Here is a 14372-nt window from a genome sequence, read left to right on the forward strand (position 1 = left end):
TGTAGGTTGGTTCCATGACACGTGCACGAGCGGCCGGCGGATCGCCGCGCCGTCCTGGCCGTCCCCGGCTGGACGCGGATGAACAGATCCTTTCCGCGGCGCTGGCGCTGCTCGCCGAGGAAGGGTTCCAGCGACTCACCATCGCGGCCATCGCCGATCGTGCCGGTGTCTCGAAGCCGGCCATCTACCGGCGCTGGTCGGGCAAGGCCGAAGTCGTCGCCGCCGCCATCGCCAACAGCCACCGTGACCGGCCGGACCCGGTGGGCGACCTGCGGCAGGATCTGGCCGCGGAGCTTCATGACGTACGGATCACGTACGAGCGGACCGTTCCCATGGCCATGGTGGGCACGCTGCTGGCGGAGGAGCGGCACCACCCCGAGCTGATCGCGGCCTGGCGGCGCTGGGTCGTTGAGCCGCGCAGGGAGCGCATCGCCTCGATCATCACCCGCGCGGTGGACGACGGTGAACTGTCGCCGGACACCGACGCCCCGCTGATGGCCTCGATGCTGATCGGCGCGTTCTACGGCGGCTACACCCAGAATCTGGCACTGGACGACGGGTGGGAGCAGCGTGTGGTCACCACATTGCTGGACGGAGCGAGGCGTCATGCGTCTGTCCCGTCGCCGGATGCGGCGGACGACGTCTCCGAGGCGTGAACGACGCCGTTGCGGACCAGCTCCTCGATACGGGCCGGGGGTACGCCGAGGTCGGTCAGCGTGCGGCGGGTGTCGGCTCCCAGCGCCCGGGGCGGTGTCACCACCGCACCGGGGGTACGGGCCAGCTTCACGGGTATGCCGAGGACGCGGTAGTCACCGATGTCCTGCACCATACGGCGATGGCGGACCTGCGGATCCTCCATCACCTCCGGCAGTGGCCGCACAGGGCTGGCCGGAATGCCGTGCGCCAGCATGGAGCCGGCGGCTTCGTCCAGATCGATGTCCGTCATCAGCTCCGCGACGCGACTGCTCAGTTCCAGGCGATGGTTCACCCGCTGGGCGTTGGTGCGGAAGCGCGGGTCGTCGGCGAGACCGGGGTCGCCCAGGTACTCACACAGAGCGTGGAACTGGCGGTCGTTCCCGCCACCGACGAACAGTTGGTTCTCGGGCCCGCCGAATGTCTCGTACGGTGCGACGTTGGGGTGGGCGGTGCCGATCCGCCGGGGTTCCTCGCCGTGCAGGAAGTAGTTGGCGGCCTGTGGATGCAGCAGGCTGAGCGCGCTGTCCAGCAGGGCGAGATCCACCAGTTGGCCGCAGCCCGACCGACTCCGTTCGTGCAGTGCGAGAAGGACACCTGAGAGGGCGAGCATGCCGGTGGTGAGGTCGACCACCGGCATCGGCACCTTGACAGGGCCACCATCGGCCTCGCCGTTCATGTGCATGATGCCGCTGAACGCCTGCAACACCGCGTCGTAGCCGGGCAGTCCGCCCATCGGCCCGTGGTAGCCGAAGCCGGTGACCCGGCAGTAGACGAGGCGGGGGAAGCGCTCGAGCAGGACGCCAGGTCCCATTCCCCAGCGGTCCATCGTTCCGGCCTTGAAGTTCTCGATGAGGACGTCCGCGTCCGTGAGGAGTTCCAGCAGCAGGTCCTGGCCCTCCGTGCTTCTCAGGTCGATGCTGATGTGTTCCTTGTTGCGGTTCAGGCCCGCGTAGTAGGCGCTGATGCGTTCCTCGCCCGTGGCTCCCCACTCACGGGTCATATCGCCTTCCGGCGGCTCGACCTTGATGACGCGCGCGCCGTGGTCGCCGAGCATCTGGGCACAGTAGGGCCCGGCCAGAACCCTGGACAGGTCCAGCACGGTCAGGCCATGCAGGGCCCCGCCGCCGACAGATTCGTCGGAGGTGTCGATCTTCACAGCGCTCGTCCTCCGTCGATCACGAACACCTGGCCGGTGACGAAGGAGGACCTGGCGCCGTCGGTGAGAAACGTGACGGCGTGTGCGATGTCCTCCGCGGTGCCGAGCCGTCCGAGGGGAATACCGTTCACGTACCGCCGCCGGACCTCGGCGGGGGATTCCCCGGGGCGGCTGAACGCGTCGAACATCGGTGTCTCCAGGGCGCCGGGAGCCACGCAGTTGACCCGGATACCGTCGGGCGCGAGTTCCAGGGCGAGGGACTGGGTCAGGGACACCAGGGCCGCTTTTGCCGCGCAATAGGCGGTCAGCTCCGCACGGGCGCGGACACCCGCCACCGAGCTGACGTTGACGATGGCGCCTCCATCGCTCCGCAGGAAGGGGATGGCCGCACGGCTGGCGTGCACGGGCCCCATGAGGTTGACCGCGAGCGTGCGCTGCCACAGTTCGGACGTCGTGTCGGTGAGCGGAGCGCTGCGGGTCGCCGCCCCGGCGCAGTTGACCACCGCGTCGAGACGGCCCCACACCCGCACGGCCTCCTCGACTGCGGCCGCCACCGCGTACTCGTCGGTGACGTCGGTCTTCCACGCGTTGGCGGAGGCGCCGTCGGCCGACAGCTCGCGGGCGACGCCCCCGGCGGCATCCACCTGGATGTCGAGCAGGAAGACCCGGTAGGACCGCTGGTGCAGTTCACGCGCCACGGCCCTGCCCACGCCGCTCGCGCCACCGGTGATCAGGGCGACGGGCTGGTCAGGCACCGTGTGTTCGCGGTTGTTCATGTGCTGCCTTTCGTGATGTTCGCGGTCAGCGGGGGGTGCTGCAGGACGGCCTTGCGCACGAGGTAGGCGTCCAGGCCCTCCGAGCCGCTTTCCTGACCGTGCCCGGATGCCTTCACGCCTCCGAAAGGCGTCTCCACTCGCGAGAGCACCGTGGTGTTGACACCGACCACACCGGCCTCCAGGTCTTCGGAGACCCGGGTCGCGGTGGCGAGCGAATCGGTGAATACGAAGGAGCCCAACCCGTAGTCCGTGTCATTGGCCCGCTGCACGGCCTCGTCCTCGTCCCGGAAGGTGGTGATGGGGACGACCGGGCCGAACACCTCGTCGGTGAAGACCCGGTGCCGCTCGCCGACGTCGCCGAGTACCGTCGGAGTGAAGAAGAACCCGGGCCCCTCCAGGCGCCCACCGCCGGCGAGGATCCGCGCGCCCTGCTCCGCGGCCTCGTCCACCATGGCTTCCACGGCTTCCCTGCGGCGCGCGTTGGCCAGTGGCCCCATCTCCACGCCGCTCGCCAGGCCGTCGCCGACGCGGAGGCCGGAGGCTATCGATGCGAACGCCGTGGCGAACTCTGCGGACACCGATTCATGGACGAAGAACCGGCTGGGAACGTTGCACACCTGCCCGGCATTGCGGAACTTCGCCTTCGCGCATGCCTCGGCAACCGCCTCCACGGACACGTCGGGGAAGATCAGCACTGGTGCGTTGCCGCCCAACTCCATCGTGGTGACGATGTTCGACTCCACCGCGAGGTGTGACAGCTCGCGGCCGACCGCCGCGGAGCCGGTGAGCGACAGTTTCCGGATGACGGGGGCGGTGAGGAGATGTGCGGAAACGGCGGCCGGATCGCCGAGGACCATATGGGCCACGCCGGGAGGCAGCCCGGCGTCCGCCAGGGCCCGGAACAACTCGACCACGGTGCCCGGTGTCTCCTCGGACGGTTTGAGGATGATCGGGCAGCCTGCCGCGAGGGCTCCGCCGAGTTTCCGGACCGATGAGGTGGCGGGGAAGTTCCAAGGGGTGAAAGCCGCCACGGGACCAATGGGCTCGGGGATCACGCTGAGCCGGGTTCCGTGCTCGCCGGGTACGACCCGGCCGTAGGCCCGGCGCCCTTCCTCCGCGTACCAGTCGAGCATGTCGGCGGAGACCAGTATTTCGGCATGCGCTTCCCGGAGCGGTTTGCCCTGTTCCGAGACCAGGGTGCGCGCGATGTCCCCGCACCGCTCGCGCAACAGGGAAGCAGCCCCGTGCAAGATCGCACTTCGTTCCGTCGGGGACGTGCGCCGCCAGGGCCGGGCCGTCTCCCGCACGGCGTCCAGAGCCCGGTCGAGCTGCGCGGCGCTCACGTGGCGAACCTCGGCCAGGGGTGTTTCGGAGGAGGGGTTGAGTACGGTCGTGTAGCCGTCCCCTTGCCCCTCCTGCCATTCGCCCGCTATGTACTGGCGGATGGCAGGGTACGGCGCTGTCACCGTGAGGTCCTTTCTTCGAGTGTGCGGCGGTCCGCTGATCCGTGCGGCGGCTCCGGTGAACCCGGTCGCGAGGCGGTGGCGTGTGTTCCGGTGATGGCCGGCTGCGCACGGTGGCGCACGGCGACATGCCGGGCGCTCTCCTCGTCCAGGTATGCGGACAGCTGGATGTCTTCCGCCCGGCGCAGGTTGGTCAGCGCACCGGTCAGTGCCGCGGGGCGGATCGCGCAGAGCTCGCGGACCACTGTGTCCACGGTTGCCTTCAGCTCGCCCGCTGGGCAATGGATCGTGGCGAAACCTCGGTCTGCCGCCTCACGTGCCCCGATCTTCCGCGGCCGCAGCATCCAGTCCGCGGCGACACCGGGCCCGAGGAGCCGGCTGAGCCACCACGCGACCCCGAAATCGCCCGCGAGCCCGGCCGTGAGGTAAGCGGTATTGATCACCGCGGCATCGCTCACGATGCGCAACGAGCACGCTGCCGCCCAACCGACAGCCAGTCCGGCGCACGCCCCGTTGAGCATGGCGATCGTGATCTGTGGAAGAGCCGCGAGACGTTCGACCGTGGCGGCCTGCCGTCTCAGCACGGTGGCCTGTTCCTCGAGCGGCCCGGTCCGCGGAGGCCGCTTCAAGTCTCCCCCCGCGCAGAATGCCCGTCCGGCTCCTGTCAGCACCACGACTCGTACATGCTCCGAGGTCCGCAACGTCTCCAGATGAGCGGCGAAGGCTTCGATCATCCGGTCGTCGACGGCGTTGAGACGGTCGGGACGGTTGAGGCGGATTTCGGCGACGTCACCCTTCACGACGAGCTTCACGCGGTCGTCCACCGACCCGGATGTCAGGGACACGGGAGCCTCCTTCGAGGGCGGTCCGGGGTGGCCGACTCGACGTCGTCCACGTGGTCGATGAGCAGGGTCGCGAGAGCTCCCGGCTGCTCCAGGGGGAGCAAGTGGGCGGAGTCGGTGACGACGTAGGAGGACGCGGAGGGGATGGCGACGGCCAGTTCGGTGGCCATGGCCGGAGTCGATCCCGGGTCCTCGCTGCCGGTGATCACCCGGGTCGGCGCGGCGATGTCCGGAAGACCAGACCACACCTCGATGTCGGCCTCGGTGAAGAGCCGAAAGCACGCGAGGAGCGCCTCCCGGTCGTGCCGGCGGATGGCCGCCGCGAGGTCATGTACGAGATCCTGGTCCCGCTCGAGCCAGTGAGGCCGGAACCAGCGGTCGAGCATGTCGTCGATCCCCGCCTCGAAGTCGCTTTCCATGAGGGCGAAGCGCTCTCGGACCGTGGCTCTCTCCTCCTCTGTGCGGCGGCCGGCGGTGCTGACGAGGGTCAGGGAACGCACCAGGGTGGGGTGACGCCGCGCGACGTGTGCGGCTACGAGGCCACCCAGGGAAAAGCCCACGAGATGAGTGCGAGGTCGCAGGTGGGAGGCGGTGAAATCCGCCATGTCGCGCAGAGTGAGCCCCTGGGACACGCGGGTGCCCGGAGCATGGCCGAGCAGCGGATGGGAATCCACATCGAAGCGGCTGGGCAGGAGTTGCGTGACGCGGTTCCACATGGTGGTGTCGAGGCCGAGGCCATGGATCAGGGCCACGTGCGGACGCTGATGCGCGGTGTTCCGCACAGTGTCCTCCTAAGGTTCGTCGGCACAGGGGGCTGCCGTGCTCCTGTGGTGGCTGAGCCGTCCTCGTACGGTCAGGCGTGCACGGTGGACAGTGCGAGGTCACGCCACTGCGCGAGCTCACTCGCCACGTGTTCCAACTTGGCCTCGACTCGTGCGACACAGTCCGCACCGAGCTGAATGCGCGTGGGCGGCTCGGGACTGTCCGCCACTGTGATCATCGCGGTGGCCGCCTTCACCGGGTCACCGGGCTGGGCGTGGTTGTTCTGCTCCGCCCAGACCCTGGTGCCGCCCGCCGTGGCGGTGTAGTCGTCGATCGTCCGGTTGGTGCGGTGCAATGAGCTGCTGTCCAGGAAGTCGGTGCGGAAGACGCCGGGCTCCACGACGGTGACCGCGATGCCGAGCGGTGCGAGCTCCGCCCGCATGGCCTCGCTCAGGCCCTCCACCGCGAACTTGGTGGCGCCGTAGACTCCCCAGCCCGCGCCTACGGTGAAGCCGCCCACGGAACTGATGTTCAGGACCCGGCCGGAACGCTGGTGACGCATGACCGGCAGGACCGCCCGGGTGACGGACAGCAGACCGAAGACGTTGGTGCCGAAGACGGCCCGGGCCTCGTCGTCGGAGGCTTCCTCGACGGCTCCGAGGAGGCCCCGGCCCGCGTTGTTGACCAGGACGTCGATCCGGCCGAACCGGTCAACGGCCGCATCGGCGGCCTGCCGCACCTGCTGCTCGTCGGTCACATCGAGAGGAAGCGCCAGCAGCCGGTCACCGCCCTCGGGAAGCGCCTTTTCCACTGTCCGGGGATCGCGAGCGGTCGCCACGACGGAGTCTCCCCGCTCGAGGGCCTGACGTGCGATCTCCAGCCCGAAACCACGGGACGCTCCCGTGATGAACCATGCCTTCATTGATGCCTCCGGATGAACCGTTAGCGGTTCGTCGTGATGTCTGCGTTTGGTGTGGACGGGCGCACGGTGTCGCTTGCCCGAGCCAATTACATTACGTGTCTAGCACGTAATGTAATTGGCGCGCAAGTGAGGACGTGTCCTGGAGTCGCGTGGACGCGCGTCCCACTGGATCAGAGACGGATGATCGCCCAGATGGTGTGGCCCGCTGCTGTCCTCTGGACACTCCAGGCGGCGGCGAGGGCTGTGACGATGTCGAGCCCGCGGCCGCTCTCGGAGAGGGCGTCGCATCGGTGGCGCGTGCGGGGCCCGCCGTTTCCGGTATCGGTCACGCTGAGTATCAGCTGTCCTGAAAGGAGACTGACGGCGAAGGTGACGTACGGGCCGTGCCCGTGCCGGACCGCGTTGGTGAGAAGTTCCGTCAACAGCAGCAGCGCGGTGTCGATGGCGTCGGGGGCCAGCTGCCTCCGGCATAGATGAGCACGGGCGAGACGCCGGGCGGTGGGGACGGAGACGTCCTGATGGGGGAGTGTCCAGATGCTGGCTGACTCGCGTGTCTCGGTCGGCGCTGTGGTGGCCATTTCGGCTCCCTGGGTGCTTGGCCCTTCTGCGTTACGTGTCCAGGGAACACCGCCGCTCGTGAGCCCCCTATGGAGGAATCACCCCACCTCCGGCACTTTCGGTGTGGGAACGCCCACCGGCTCAGGGGCCTGGTGAGCTCGTCGGCGGCCTGCGCCGCGTCCCCGGCCACCGGGCTCGGGCGAATCGGCCCAAGTCCCCTAGCGATCCTCCAGCTCACAGATCTTGCCGAACAGGTCGTGGAGGTGCAGAGCAATGCGCAGCTGGAGGGCTCGGGGCTCGGCCTGCCAGTCCGAGCCGAGCAAGGATCCCACCCGGTCGAGGCGCTTGATCACCGTGTTCGGGTGGACATAGAGCTCGCGGGCGGTCTGTGCCGCGCTGGAGCCGGTGGCGAAGAACACGGTGAGGGTCCTGATCAGATCGGATCCGTGCTCCTGGTCATACACCTGGAGCTTTCCCAGAGTGCTCCCGAGGAAGGTCTTCAGCTGGGTGTCCCGCTGGGGATCCAGCAGCAGGCTGTACAGGGCGAAGTCCCGCGTCGTTGCCGCCGCGCCCCGCTGGCCCAGTGCTTGCAGAAGTTGCAGGCAGCGGACCGTGACCGAGGCTTGGGCGGCCAGCTCGCCGGTGCGGGGGTCGGCGGCATCCGCGGCGCAGACGAGCACCGGCCCGTCCGTTGCCGCGCAGAGCCGTCGCCTGACCCGGACGGCCATGGCGCCTGGATCGTCGCCCGGCAGCACGGCCACGAGAGACCGGTTGTACTCGCCTCCCAGGCCCCCCTCGGCCAGGGCCGTCTCCCGAACGGCCTGCCGGGCCTCGATGCGGGGGCTGTCGGGAAGTGCCACCGCCACCACCACGTGCGGGCGGGCCACGTCGAAGTGCCGGGAGTGGGCGAACAGTTTGGTGCTTTCCCGGAGCGGTTTCGCGCTGCTCAGCAACTCCTCCAGCAGCTCGCCCCGTACCCTTTCCTCGGCGTCGCCGATGGCCTGCTCCCGCAGCGTCAGGAGGGCCACGATCTGGGCAGCCCGTTCCAGTGTGCGTACATCGAGGTCGGTGAGACCGTGCGTGGTGTGCAGCACCAGGGCTCCCAGATAGGTATGGCCGGAAGGGATGGCCGCCACGTACCGGGCACAACGGGTGGCCTTGTTCACCACGCAATGGCCACTGCGCTGGCTGGCCATGATGTCCTCGGAGATCTCGGACGGTACGGCCCTGCCGTACTGGGCATGCGCGTGTTCGCATTCTTCGCCAGCGGTGACGGGCCTGCCGCGTACGGAAGTGACCTCGTTGTTCTTGCCGACCAGCAGCAGGTCCTCCGCGAAAACGTCCGCAAGAGCGTCCGCGACGTCGGTGACATCGGCGCCGCTGATCACGAGGTCTGTCAGTGAGTCGTGCAGCTGGGCCGAACGCTTCATGGCCGTGACGTGGCTCGCCACGGCACGGTGTTCTTCTTCCAGCCCGGCGAAGAGCCGTGCATTGTGCAGGGCGACCGCGGCGTGATCCGCGAACGCGGTCAGCAAGGAGATCTCCTCCTTGCTGAAGACCCGCTCGATCCGGTTCGCGGCGAAGAGTATGCCCATCACCTCTCCACGCAGCATGAAAGGCGTGCCCAGCACGGAGACCAGACCGTCGTCGGCCAGGGCCCGGTCGAGTTCGGAATCGTGCCGGAAGCCGGTGCTGCGGTTGTAGCGCTGGATCTGCAGGGGAGCCCGGGTACGTTCGATCACGCTGGACATGCCGCATCCGGACGGGACTTCCACATGCATGAAGGCGGGAGACGTCAGACCCACGCTGGCCTTGACGTAGAACCCGTCCGACGACTCACTGCGCAGGCACAGGTAGACCGCATCGGCGGACGGCACCACATCGTGCGCACGCCGCACGATGGAGTCCAGCGCCGTACCCACATCGCGGATCTGTGCCAGGTCGCAGGCGGTGCCGTACAGCGCGATGAGTTCCCGCTCACGGCGCAGCCGTCGGTCCAGTACTTCACGGAGCCGACGTGTGGAAGCCCGCACCCGCTCCGCGCCCTCCGGAGAGACCTTGCTGACCAGAGCGTCCGCCAGGCCCTCTACTTCATGGCCGCGGGCGTCCGAGGCGAGCGCGTCGAGCAGGCCCACTACGGTGTCGAGGGATGGCGCACTGCCGTGCGCTGGTGTCGTGACCATCCCGGCCTCCTTCGACGACGATGTCGACGGCCGCGTCAGGACGGAAGAGCCATTCCTTCGCGGAACACTCCACCGGTTTCATCCTACTTTCCCGTCGACTGGCGGAGTGCCCGCGGCGTGGGGCCCGTCGCTCCTCGGCCGGCGCACGGGGACAGCACAGTTCAGCCCTCGGACGCCGCCGAATGCGCGGTCCGCTCCAGCCAGTCGCGGAAGACCTGGATCTTCGGGCTCTCCGGTCGCTCACCCGGCCAGACGAAGTAGTAGCCCTCCGGCAGTTCGACCTCTCGGTCGATGGGCGCGACCAGGCGTCCGGAGCGCAGGTCTGCGCGGATCAGCTCAGGTTGTCCGATGGCGACCCCGAGGCCCTGCCTGGCTGCCTCGTAGGCGAGGCTCGAACTTTCGAAGCGCAGGCCCCGTTCCGGGTCGACATCACCGTGGTCGGTCCCGGCCAGCCAGGTCGCCCAGTCGCGTGGCCGTGCGAGGGAGTGCAGAAGCGTGGTACGCGCCAGGTCTGCCGCCGTATGCAGCTTGGGTGGCCCTGCGGCCAGCGAAGGGGACATCACCGGGATGAGGGCGCACTGGCACAGGTGGAGCGCATGGAGCCCGGGCCACTGGCCGTTCCCGGAGCGGATCGCGGCGTCCAGGTCGTCCCGGTCGAAGTTCACATCGCGCGTCGACGCCGAGAGTTGGACTTCGATCTCCGGATGTGCCTCGTTGAACTCGGGCAGGCGGGGAATCAGCCATCGCATGGCGAATGTCGTGTAAGCCTGGATCTTCAGCACGGCGCGACGGCGGTGGCTCTGCAGCCGCGCCGTGGACCGGTCGATCGTGGCGAAGGCGGCGGAAATGTCGGCCAGGTACTGCTCGCCTTCGGGCGTGAGCACGATCAGCCGGTGGCGGCGCTCGAACAGTCGCACTCCGAGTTCGGTTTCCAGCAGGCGTACCTGGCGGCTGACGGCTCCCTGTGTCACGTGCAGCTCCTTGGCCGCACGGGTCAGGCTGCCGTGCCGTCCGGCGGCTTCGAAAGCCTTCAGCGGGTTGAGCGACGGCAGTTGCCACCCCATCGATCGACTCCTCGCATTACTTTTTCTCAGTTAACTATAGCTGAGAAATCGAGTGACCCAGCTGCTTGAGTGTGGGTAGTTTCAAGCCGGCGGGCAGGCCGTCTGAAATCTCAGACTGATGTCGGCTCCGCGATGGCGCGGGTCGCCCGGATCTTCCCAGCTCTATGTGACCTCACGATGGCGCGGGTCGCCCAAATCCATGATCGATGTCAGCTCCACGATGACGTGAGGCAGAGACCATGAGTGAAACAACGTCCCTGACCGGAACCGCGGCCTCGACGGCCGACTCCCAGGAAACCGACCTTGATCGCACCAAGCGTCGACGCGCCGTCGTGGCCAGCGTCGTCGGGACGTCGATCGAGTGGTACGACTTCATCCTCTACAGCGTTGCCAGCGGGCTGATCTTCCCCGCGTTGTACTTCCACGCGAGTGACCCGTTCGTCGCCACGATCAACGCCTACGCCGTGTTCGCCGTGGGGTTCTTCGCCCGGCCGATCGGTGCGCTGCTGTTCGGCCACTTCGGGGACCGTGCGGGCCGCAAGAAGACCCTGATCGCATCGCTGTTGTTCATGGGCATCGGCACGTTCGCCGTCGCCTTCGTACCGGGATACGACTCAGTCGGTGCCTGGGGCGCGGTGACCCTCACCGTCCTGCGGTTCCTTCAGGGAGTCGGCGTCGGCGGTGAGTGGGCGGGCTCGGTGCTCGTCTCCATGGAGTGGGCGAAGAAGGGCAACCGTGGTCTTGCGGCGAGCTGGCCGCAGGTCGGGGTGCCGATCGGCCTGCTGCTCGCGAACCTGGTCTTCGTCACCGTGGACAGTCTCACCGGCCCGGCCTTCATGGACTGGGGCTGGCGGATCCCCTTCCTCAGCAGCATCGTGCTCGTGGGGCTCGGGTTCTACTTCCGCCGCACCGTGGAGGAGACCCCGGTCTTCCGTAAGGCAGCCGAGGATCAGCGCCTGGCCCGCCGGCCGGTGTGGGAGGCCGTACGGCGCAACCCCAAGGAGATCCTTGTCATCGCCTTCCTGCGCATGGCGGAGATGTCCTTCTACCAGATCGCCACGGTTTTCGTCTTCACGTTCGGGACTGTGATCGCCGGGTACAGCCGCGGTTTTCTGCTCACCGCGCTCATGCTGTCCGCGGTCGTCTGCGGCGTCGCCATCCCGCTGTTCGGTGCCCTGTCCGACCGGATCGGACGCAAGCGGGTCTTCGTCACCGGAGTGGCTCTCTCCGGAACCTTCGCCCCGCTCTACATCTTCATGCTGGGCAGCGGCTCCGCTCCGCTCGCATTCCTCGCGATCCTTGTCGCCCTCGTGCCGTTCGCGATGTCGTACGCGTCCGAGGCCGTGCTCATCGCCGAGTCCTTCAGCCCTGAAGTGCGCTACAGCGGCGCCTCGGTCGGGTACCAGCTGTCCTCGATCGTTGCCGGTGGTCCGACGCCGCTCATCACGGCACTGCTCTTCAAATGGGATCACAGCGGCTACGCGGTCGCCGGGTACGCGGTGCTCGGTGCGGTCATCAGCCTCATCGCCGTCTCGTTCCTCAAGGACTCCCGTACCGGCCGCCAAAGCTGTGCGTGAACCGACGAACCGCGCATTTACCGAACAGGAGCGCATCGACATGGAAACCACTGCCCTTCTCATCGACGGCGAGTGGGCCGCCGGTTCAGGCGAGCCGTTCGAATCCGTCAACCCCGCGGACGGCAGTGTCAACCGGCTCATCGCCACGGCGAGTCCGGCGGACGTCGACCGCGCCGTTGCCGCCGCCGCGGCCGCCCAGCCGGCCTGGCACGCCCTCAGGCCGGACCAGCGGGCGGCCGTGCTGCGCCGCATCGGTGACCTGCTGGAAGCGCACGGTGAAGAACTCGCGCAGCGCCAGATGCGGGAGAACGGCAAACTGCTCGGCGAATGCCGGGCACAGGCCGCCGGCGCCACCGCTGCCTTCCGCTACTTCGCCGGAATCTGCGACACCATGGTTTCCGAGGTTGCCCCCCACCGCGGCGATTACCTGTCGATGGTCGTCTACGAGCCCTACGGGGTGGTTGCCGCGATCACGCCGTGGAACTCCCCTCTGACGTTGGAGTCGCAGAAGGTCTCGGCCGCCCTCGCGGCGGGAAACGCCGTGGTCCTCAAGACCTCAGAGGTCACGCCGACCATCGGGCTGGAACTCGGTCGGCTCGCGCTGGAAGCGGGGCTCCCCGTCGGCGTGCTCAACGTCCTCACGGGCCCGGGCGGGGACACCGGAGCGGCACTCGTCGAGCACCCGCGCGTCCGGATGATCTCGTTCACCGGCGGCACCGCGACGGGGCGCGCCATCGGTCGCTCGGCGGCAGAACGCATGGTGCCGGTCGCCCTTGAACTCGGCGGCAAGTCTCCCCACGTCGTGTTCGCCGATGCGGACCTCGACCGCGCCGTGACCGGGGTCGCGAACGGGATCTTCACCTCCTCCGGCCAATCCTGCATCGCCGGCTCGAGGTTGTTCGTCGAGCGTTGCCAGTACGACGAGTTTGTCGGGCGTTTGGTCGAGTACACGTCCCGGCTCCGGGTCGGGCCGCCGGACAGGCCGGAGTCGCAGATCGCGCCGCTCTCCTCGGACCTGCACAGGCACCGAGTCGAAGCGTTCGTAGACGAGGCGGTCGCCCAAGGGGCCAAGGTACTGTCCGGGGGCACCCGCCCCCATGACCCGGAACTGGCCGACGGAGCCTACTACCTGCCGACCGTCCTCGCGGACCTGCCACGGAACGCTCGCATCGTCCGTGAGGAGGTTTTCGGTCCGGTGCTGTGTGTCTTCCCCTTCGACGATGAGGCCGATCTCATCGCTCAGGCCAACGACACGGACTTCGGTCTGGCGTGCGGGATCTGGACCCGGGACTACCAGCTTGCCTACCGGGTGGGCCGGGCCGTCGACGCCGGCACCGTGTGGATCAACACCTACAAGCAGATCAGCGTCGCGATGCCGTTCGGCGGCTTCAAGGCCAGCGGTGTCGGCAGGGAGAAGGGGCTGTACGGCATCCGCACCTACCAGGCCGCGAAGAGCATCTACTGGGGTATGCAGTGAGCGCCCTCCTCAGCGCGCCGATCGGCTTCATCGGCCTCGGCGTCATGGGAGAACCGATGTGCGCGCATCTGACGGCACGCGCCAAAGGCCCGGTGCTCGTCCATGACCTGCGCGATGACGCCGTCAGCAGGGCAGTCGCCGTCGGCGCCCGTGCGGCAGGCTCACTGGCCGGGCTGCGGACCCAGGCGCAGGTCGTGTTCCTGTGCCTGGCCGACGGTGAGGCGACATGGGAGACGTGCCGGGCCCTGAGCGAGCCCGCATCGGAAGTCCGACTCGTCATCGACTGCGGCACGACTTCAGTCGCCCTCACACAGAGTCTGGCCGACGAACTCGCCGAATGCGGCATCGAGTTCGCGGACGCTCCCATGGCACGGATGCGGCAGGCGGCACGGGCCGGCTCGCTGAGCTTCATGGTCGGGGCCGCGCCGGAAGTGTTCACCCGCATCGAGCCGCTGCTCGCCACCATGGGCACCGACATCCTGCACTGCGGGCCAGTCGGCAGCGGCCAGATCGTGAAGACCATGAACAACATGGTCCTGTTCGAGACGGTGCACGCTCTCGCTCTCGCGGTGCGTGTCTGCCGGAAGCTGGGTGTCGATCCTCGGACCCTGCTCACGGCGCTCGGCCACGGCTCGGCAGACAGCCGGGCGGTGCGCGTCCAAGGCCTGCATCTCGTCGATGAGCACTTCCCAACAGGTGCCTTCCCGCGGACTACGCGCGCAAGGACCTCGCGCTCGCTCACGAACTCGCCGCGGCAACCGGCACCGACGACGCACTGCTGGCGGCGACCGGCGCTGCGCTCGCCCGCGCCACCGAGGGCGGACGCGGCGACGCCTATTACCCCGTCCTGATCGATTTTCTGGGCACCACCCCGGACTCCGCCCAAGGAAGGCATG

The 14372-nt window shown here is 68.3% G+C and carries 13 protein-coding genes; 4 read left to right on the plus strand and 9 right to left on the minus strand.

Annotation, left to right across the window (positions count from 1 at the left end):
- Positions 1–14 precede the first annotated feature (14 nt).
- On the plus strand, positions 15–656 hold the full coding sequence (locus BLV72_RS45655) for a TetR/AcrR family transcriptional regulator (protein WP_093469917.1): 642 nt from the start codon (positions 15–17) through the stop codon (positions 654–656).
- On the opposite strand, the gene BLV72_RS45660 is transcribed toward BLV72_RS45655, so the two are convergent.
- The 9 genes from BLV72_RS45660 to gcvA all read right to left on the minus strand — a co-directional run bounded on the left by BLV72_RS45660 (position 605) and on the right by gcvA (position 10422).
- Positions 605–1852, minus strand: coding sequence for a CaiB/BaiF CoA transferase family protein (locus tag BLV72_RS45660; protein WP_208905961.1), 1248 nt, complete (start codon positions 1850–1852; stop codon positions 605–607). The genes BLV72_RS45655 and BLV72_RS45660 overlap by 52 nt on opposite strands.
- Entirely contained in the window at positions 1849–2628 is a 780-nt protein-coding gene (locus tag BLV72_RS45665) for an SDR family NAD(P)-dependent oxidoreductase (RefSeq protein WP_093469920.1), read from the minus strand. The genes BLV72_RS45660 and BLV72_RS45665 overlap by 4 nt, the downstream gene beginning before the upstream one ends.
- The gene (locus BLV72_RS45670; RefSeq protein ID WP_093469922.1) at positions 2625–4094 is read right to left on the minus strand and encodes an NAD-dependent succinate-semialdehyde dehydrogenase; all 1470 of its coding nucleotides are present in this window, start codon (positions 4092–4094) and stop codon (positions 2625–2627) included. Before BLV72_RS45670 ends, BLV72_RS45665 begins: the two co-directional genes overlap by 4 nt.
- On the minus strand, positions 4091–4915 hold the full coding sequence (locus tag BLV72_RS45675; RefSeq protein WP_167746545.1) for an enoyl-CoA hydratase/isomerase family protein: 825 nt from the start codon (positions 4913–4915) through the stop codon (positions 4091–4093). The genes BLV72_RS45670 and BLV72_RS45675 overlap by 4 nt, the downstream gene beginning before the upstream one ends.
- 11 nt (positions 4916–4926) lie before the next feature.
- Complete coding sequence (locus tag BLV72_RS45680; protein ID WP_093469926.1) at positions 4927–5715, minus strand: alpha/beta fold hydrolase; 789 nt, start codon at positions 5713–5715, stop codon at positions 4927–4929.
- 71 nt (positions 5716–5786) lie between these two features.
- The gene (locus BLV72_RS45685) at positions 5787–6617 is read right to left on the minus strand and encodes an oxidoreductase (protein WP_093469928.1); all 831 of its coding nucleotides are present in this window, start codon (positions 6615–6617) and stop codon (positions 5787–5789) included.
- A 170-nt stretch (positions 6618–6787) separates the two neighbouring features.
- Positions 6788–7195: an ATP-binding protein gene (locus tag BLV72_RS45690; protein WP_093469931.1), complete on the minus strand. Its 408-nt coding sequence runs from the start codon at positions 7193–7195 to the stop codon at positions 6788–6790.
- Between the two features lie 198 nt (positions 7196–7393).
- Positions 7394–9358, minus strand: coding sequence for a helix-turn-helix domain-containing protein (locus BLV72_RS45695; protein ID WP_093469933.1), 1965 nt, complete (start codon positions 9356–9358; stop codon positions 7394–7396).
- 161 nt (positions 9359–9519) lie between these two features.
- The gene (gcvA, locus tag BLV72_RS45700; RefSeq protein WP_093469935.1) at positions 9520–10422 is read right to left on the minus strand and encodes a transcriptional regulator GcvA; all 903 of its coding nucleotides are present in this window, start codon (positions 10420–10422) and stop codon (positions 9520–9522) included.
- Positions 10423–10661: 239 nt separating this feature from the next.
- On the opposite strand from gcvA, the gene BLV72_RS45705 reads away from it, so the two are divergent.
- From BLV72_RS45705 to BLV72_RS45715, 3 genes are read left to right on the plus strand one after another with little or no spacing between them, the layout of a single operon-like run.
- Positions 10662–11999: an MFS transporter gene (locus tag BLV72_RS45705; RefSeq protein ID WP_093469937.1), complete on the plus strand. Its 1338-nt coding sequence runs from the start codon at positions 10662–10664 to the stop codon at positions 11997–11999.
- A gap of 40 nt (positions 12000–12039) precedes the next feature.
- Positions 12040–13476 (plus strand): aldehyde dehydrogenase, encoded by a 1437-nt coding sequence (locus tag BLV72_RS45710; RefSeq protein WP_093469940.1) that lies wholly within the window; start codon positions 12040–12042, stop codon positions 13474–13476.
- Positions 13473–14327: an NAD(P)-dependent oxidoreductase gene (locus BLV72_RS45715; protein ID WP_093469943.1), complete on the plus strand. Its 855-nt coding sequence runs from the start codon at positions 13473–13475 to the stop codon at positions 14325–14327. Before BLV72_RS45710 ends, BLV72_RS45715 begins: the two co-directional genes overlap by 4 nt.
- The last annotated feature ends 45 nt before the right edge of the window (positions 14328–14372 follow it).

Origin of the sequence: Streptomyces melanosporofaciens (assembly GCF_900105695.1) — a bacterium.
Classification (GTDB): domain Bacteria; phylum Actinomycetota; class Actinomycetes; order Streptomycetales; family Streptomycetaceae; genus Streptomyces; species Streptomyces antimycoticus.

Coding starts and splice junctions, on each gene's coding strand:
- BLV72_RS45705 (WP_093469937.1), top strand. CDS start 10,662: ATGAGTGAAACAACGTCCCTGACCGGAACCGCGGCCTCGACGGCCGAC.
- BLV72_RS45665 (WP_093469920.1), bottom strand. CDS start 2,628: ATGAACAACCGCGAACACACGGTGCCTGACCAGCCCGTCGCCCTGATC.
- gcvA (WP_093469935.1), bottom strand. CDS start 10,422: ATGGGGTGGCAACTGCCGTCGCTCAACCCGCTGAAGGCTTTCGAAGCC.
- BLV72_RS45690 (WP_093469931.1), bottom strand. CDS start 7,195: ATGGCCACCACAGCGCCGACCGAGACACGCGAGTCAGCCAGCATCTGG.
- BLV72_RS45685 (WP_093469928.1), bottom strand. CDS start 6,617: ATGAAGGCATGGTTCATCACGGGAGCGTCCCGTGGTTTCGGGCTGGAG.
- BLV72_RS45695 (WP_093469933.1), bottom strand. CDS start 9,358: ATGGTCACGACACCAGCGCACGGCAGTGCGCCATCCCTCGACACCGTA.
- BLV72_RS45710 (WP_093469940.1), top strand. CDS start 12,040: ATGGAAACCACTGCCCTTCTCATCGACGGCGAGTGGGCCGCCGGTTCA.
- BLV72_RS45655 (WP_093469917.1), top strand. CDS start 15: ATGACACGTGCACGAGCGGCCGGCGGATCGCCGCGCCGTCCTGGCCGT.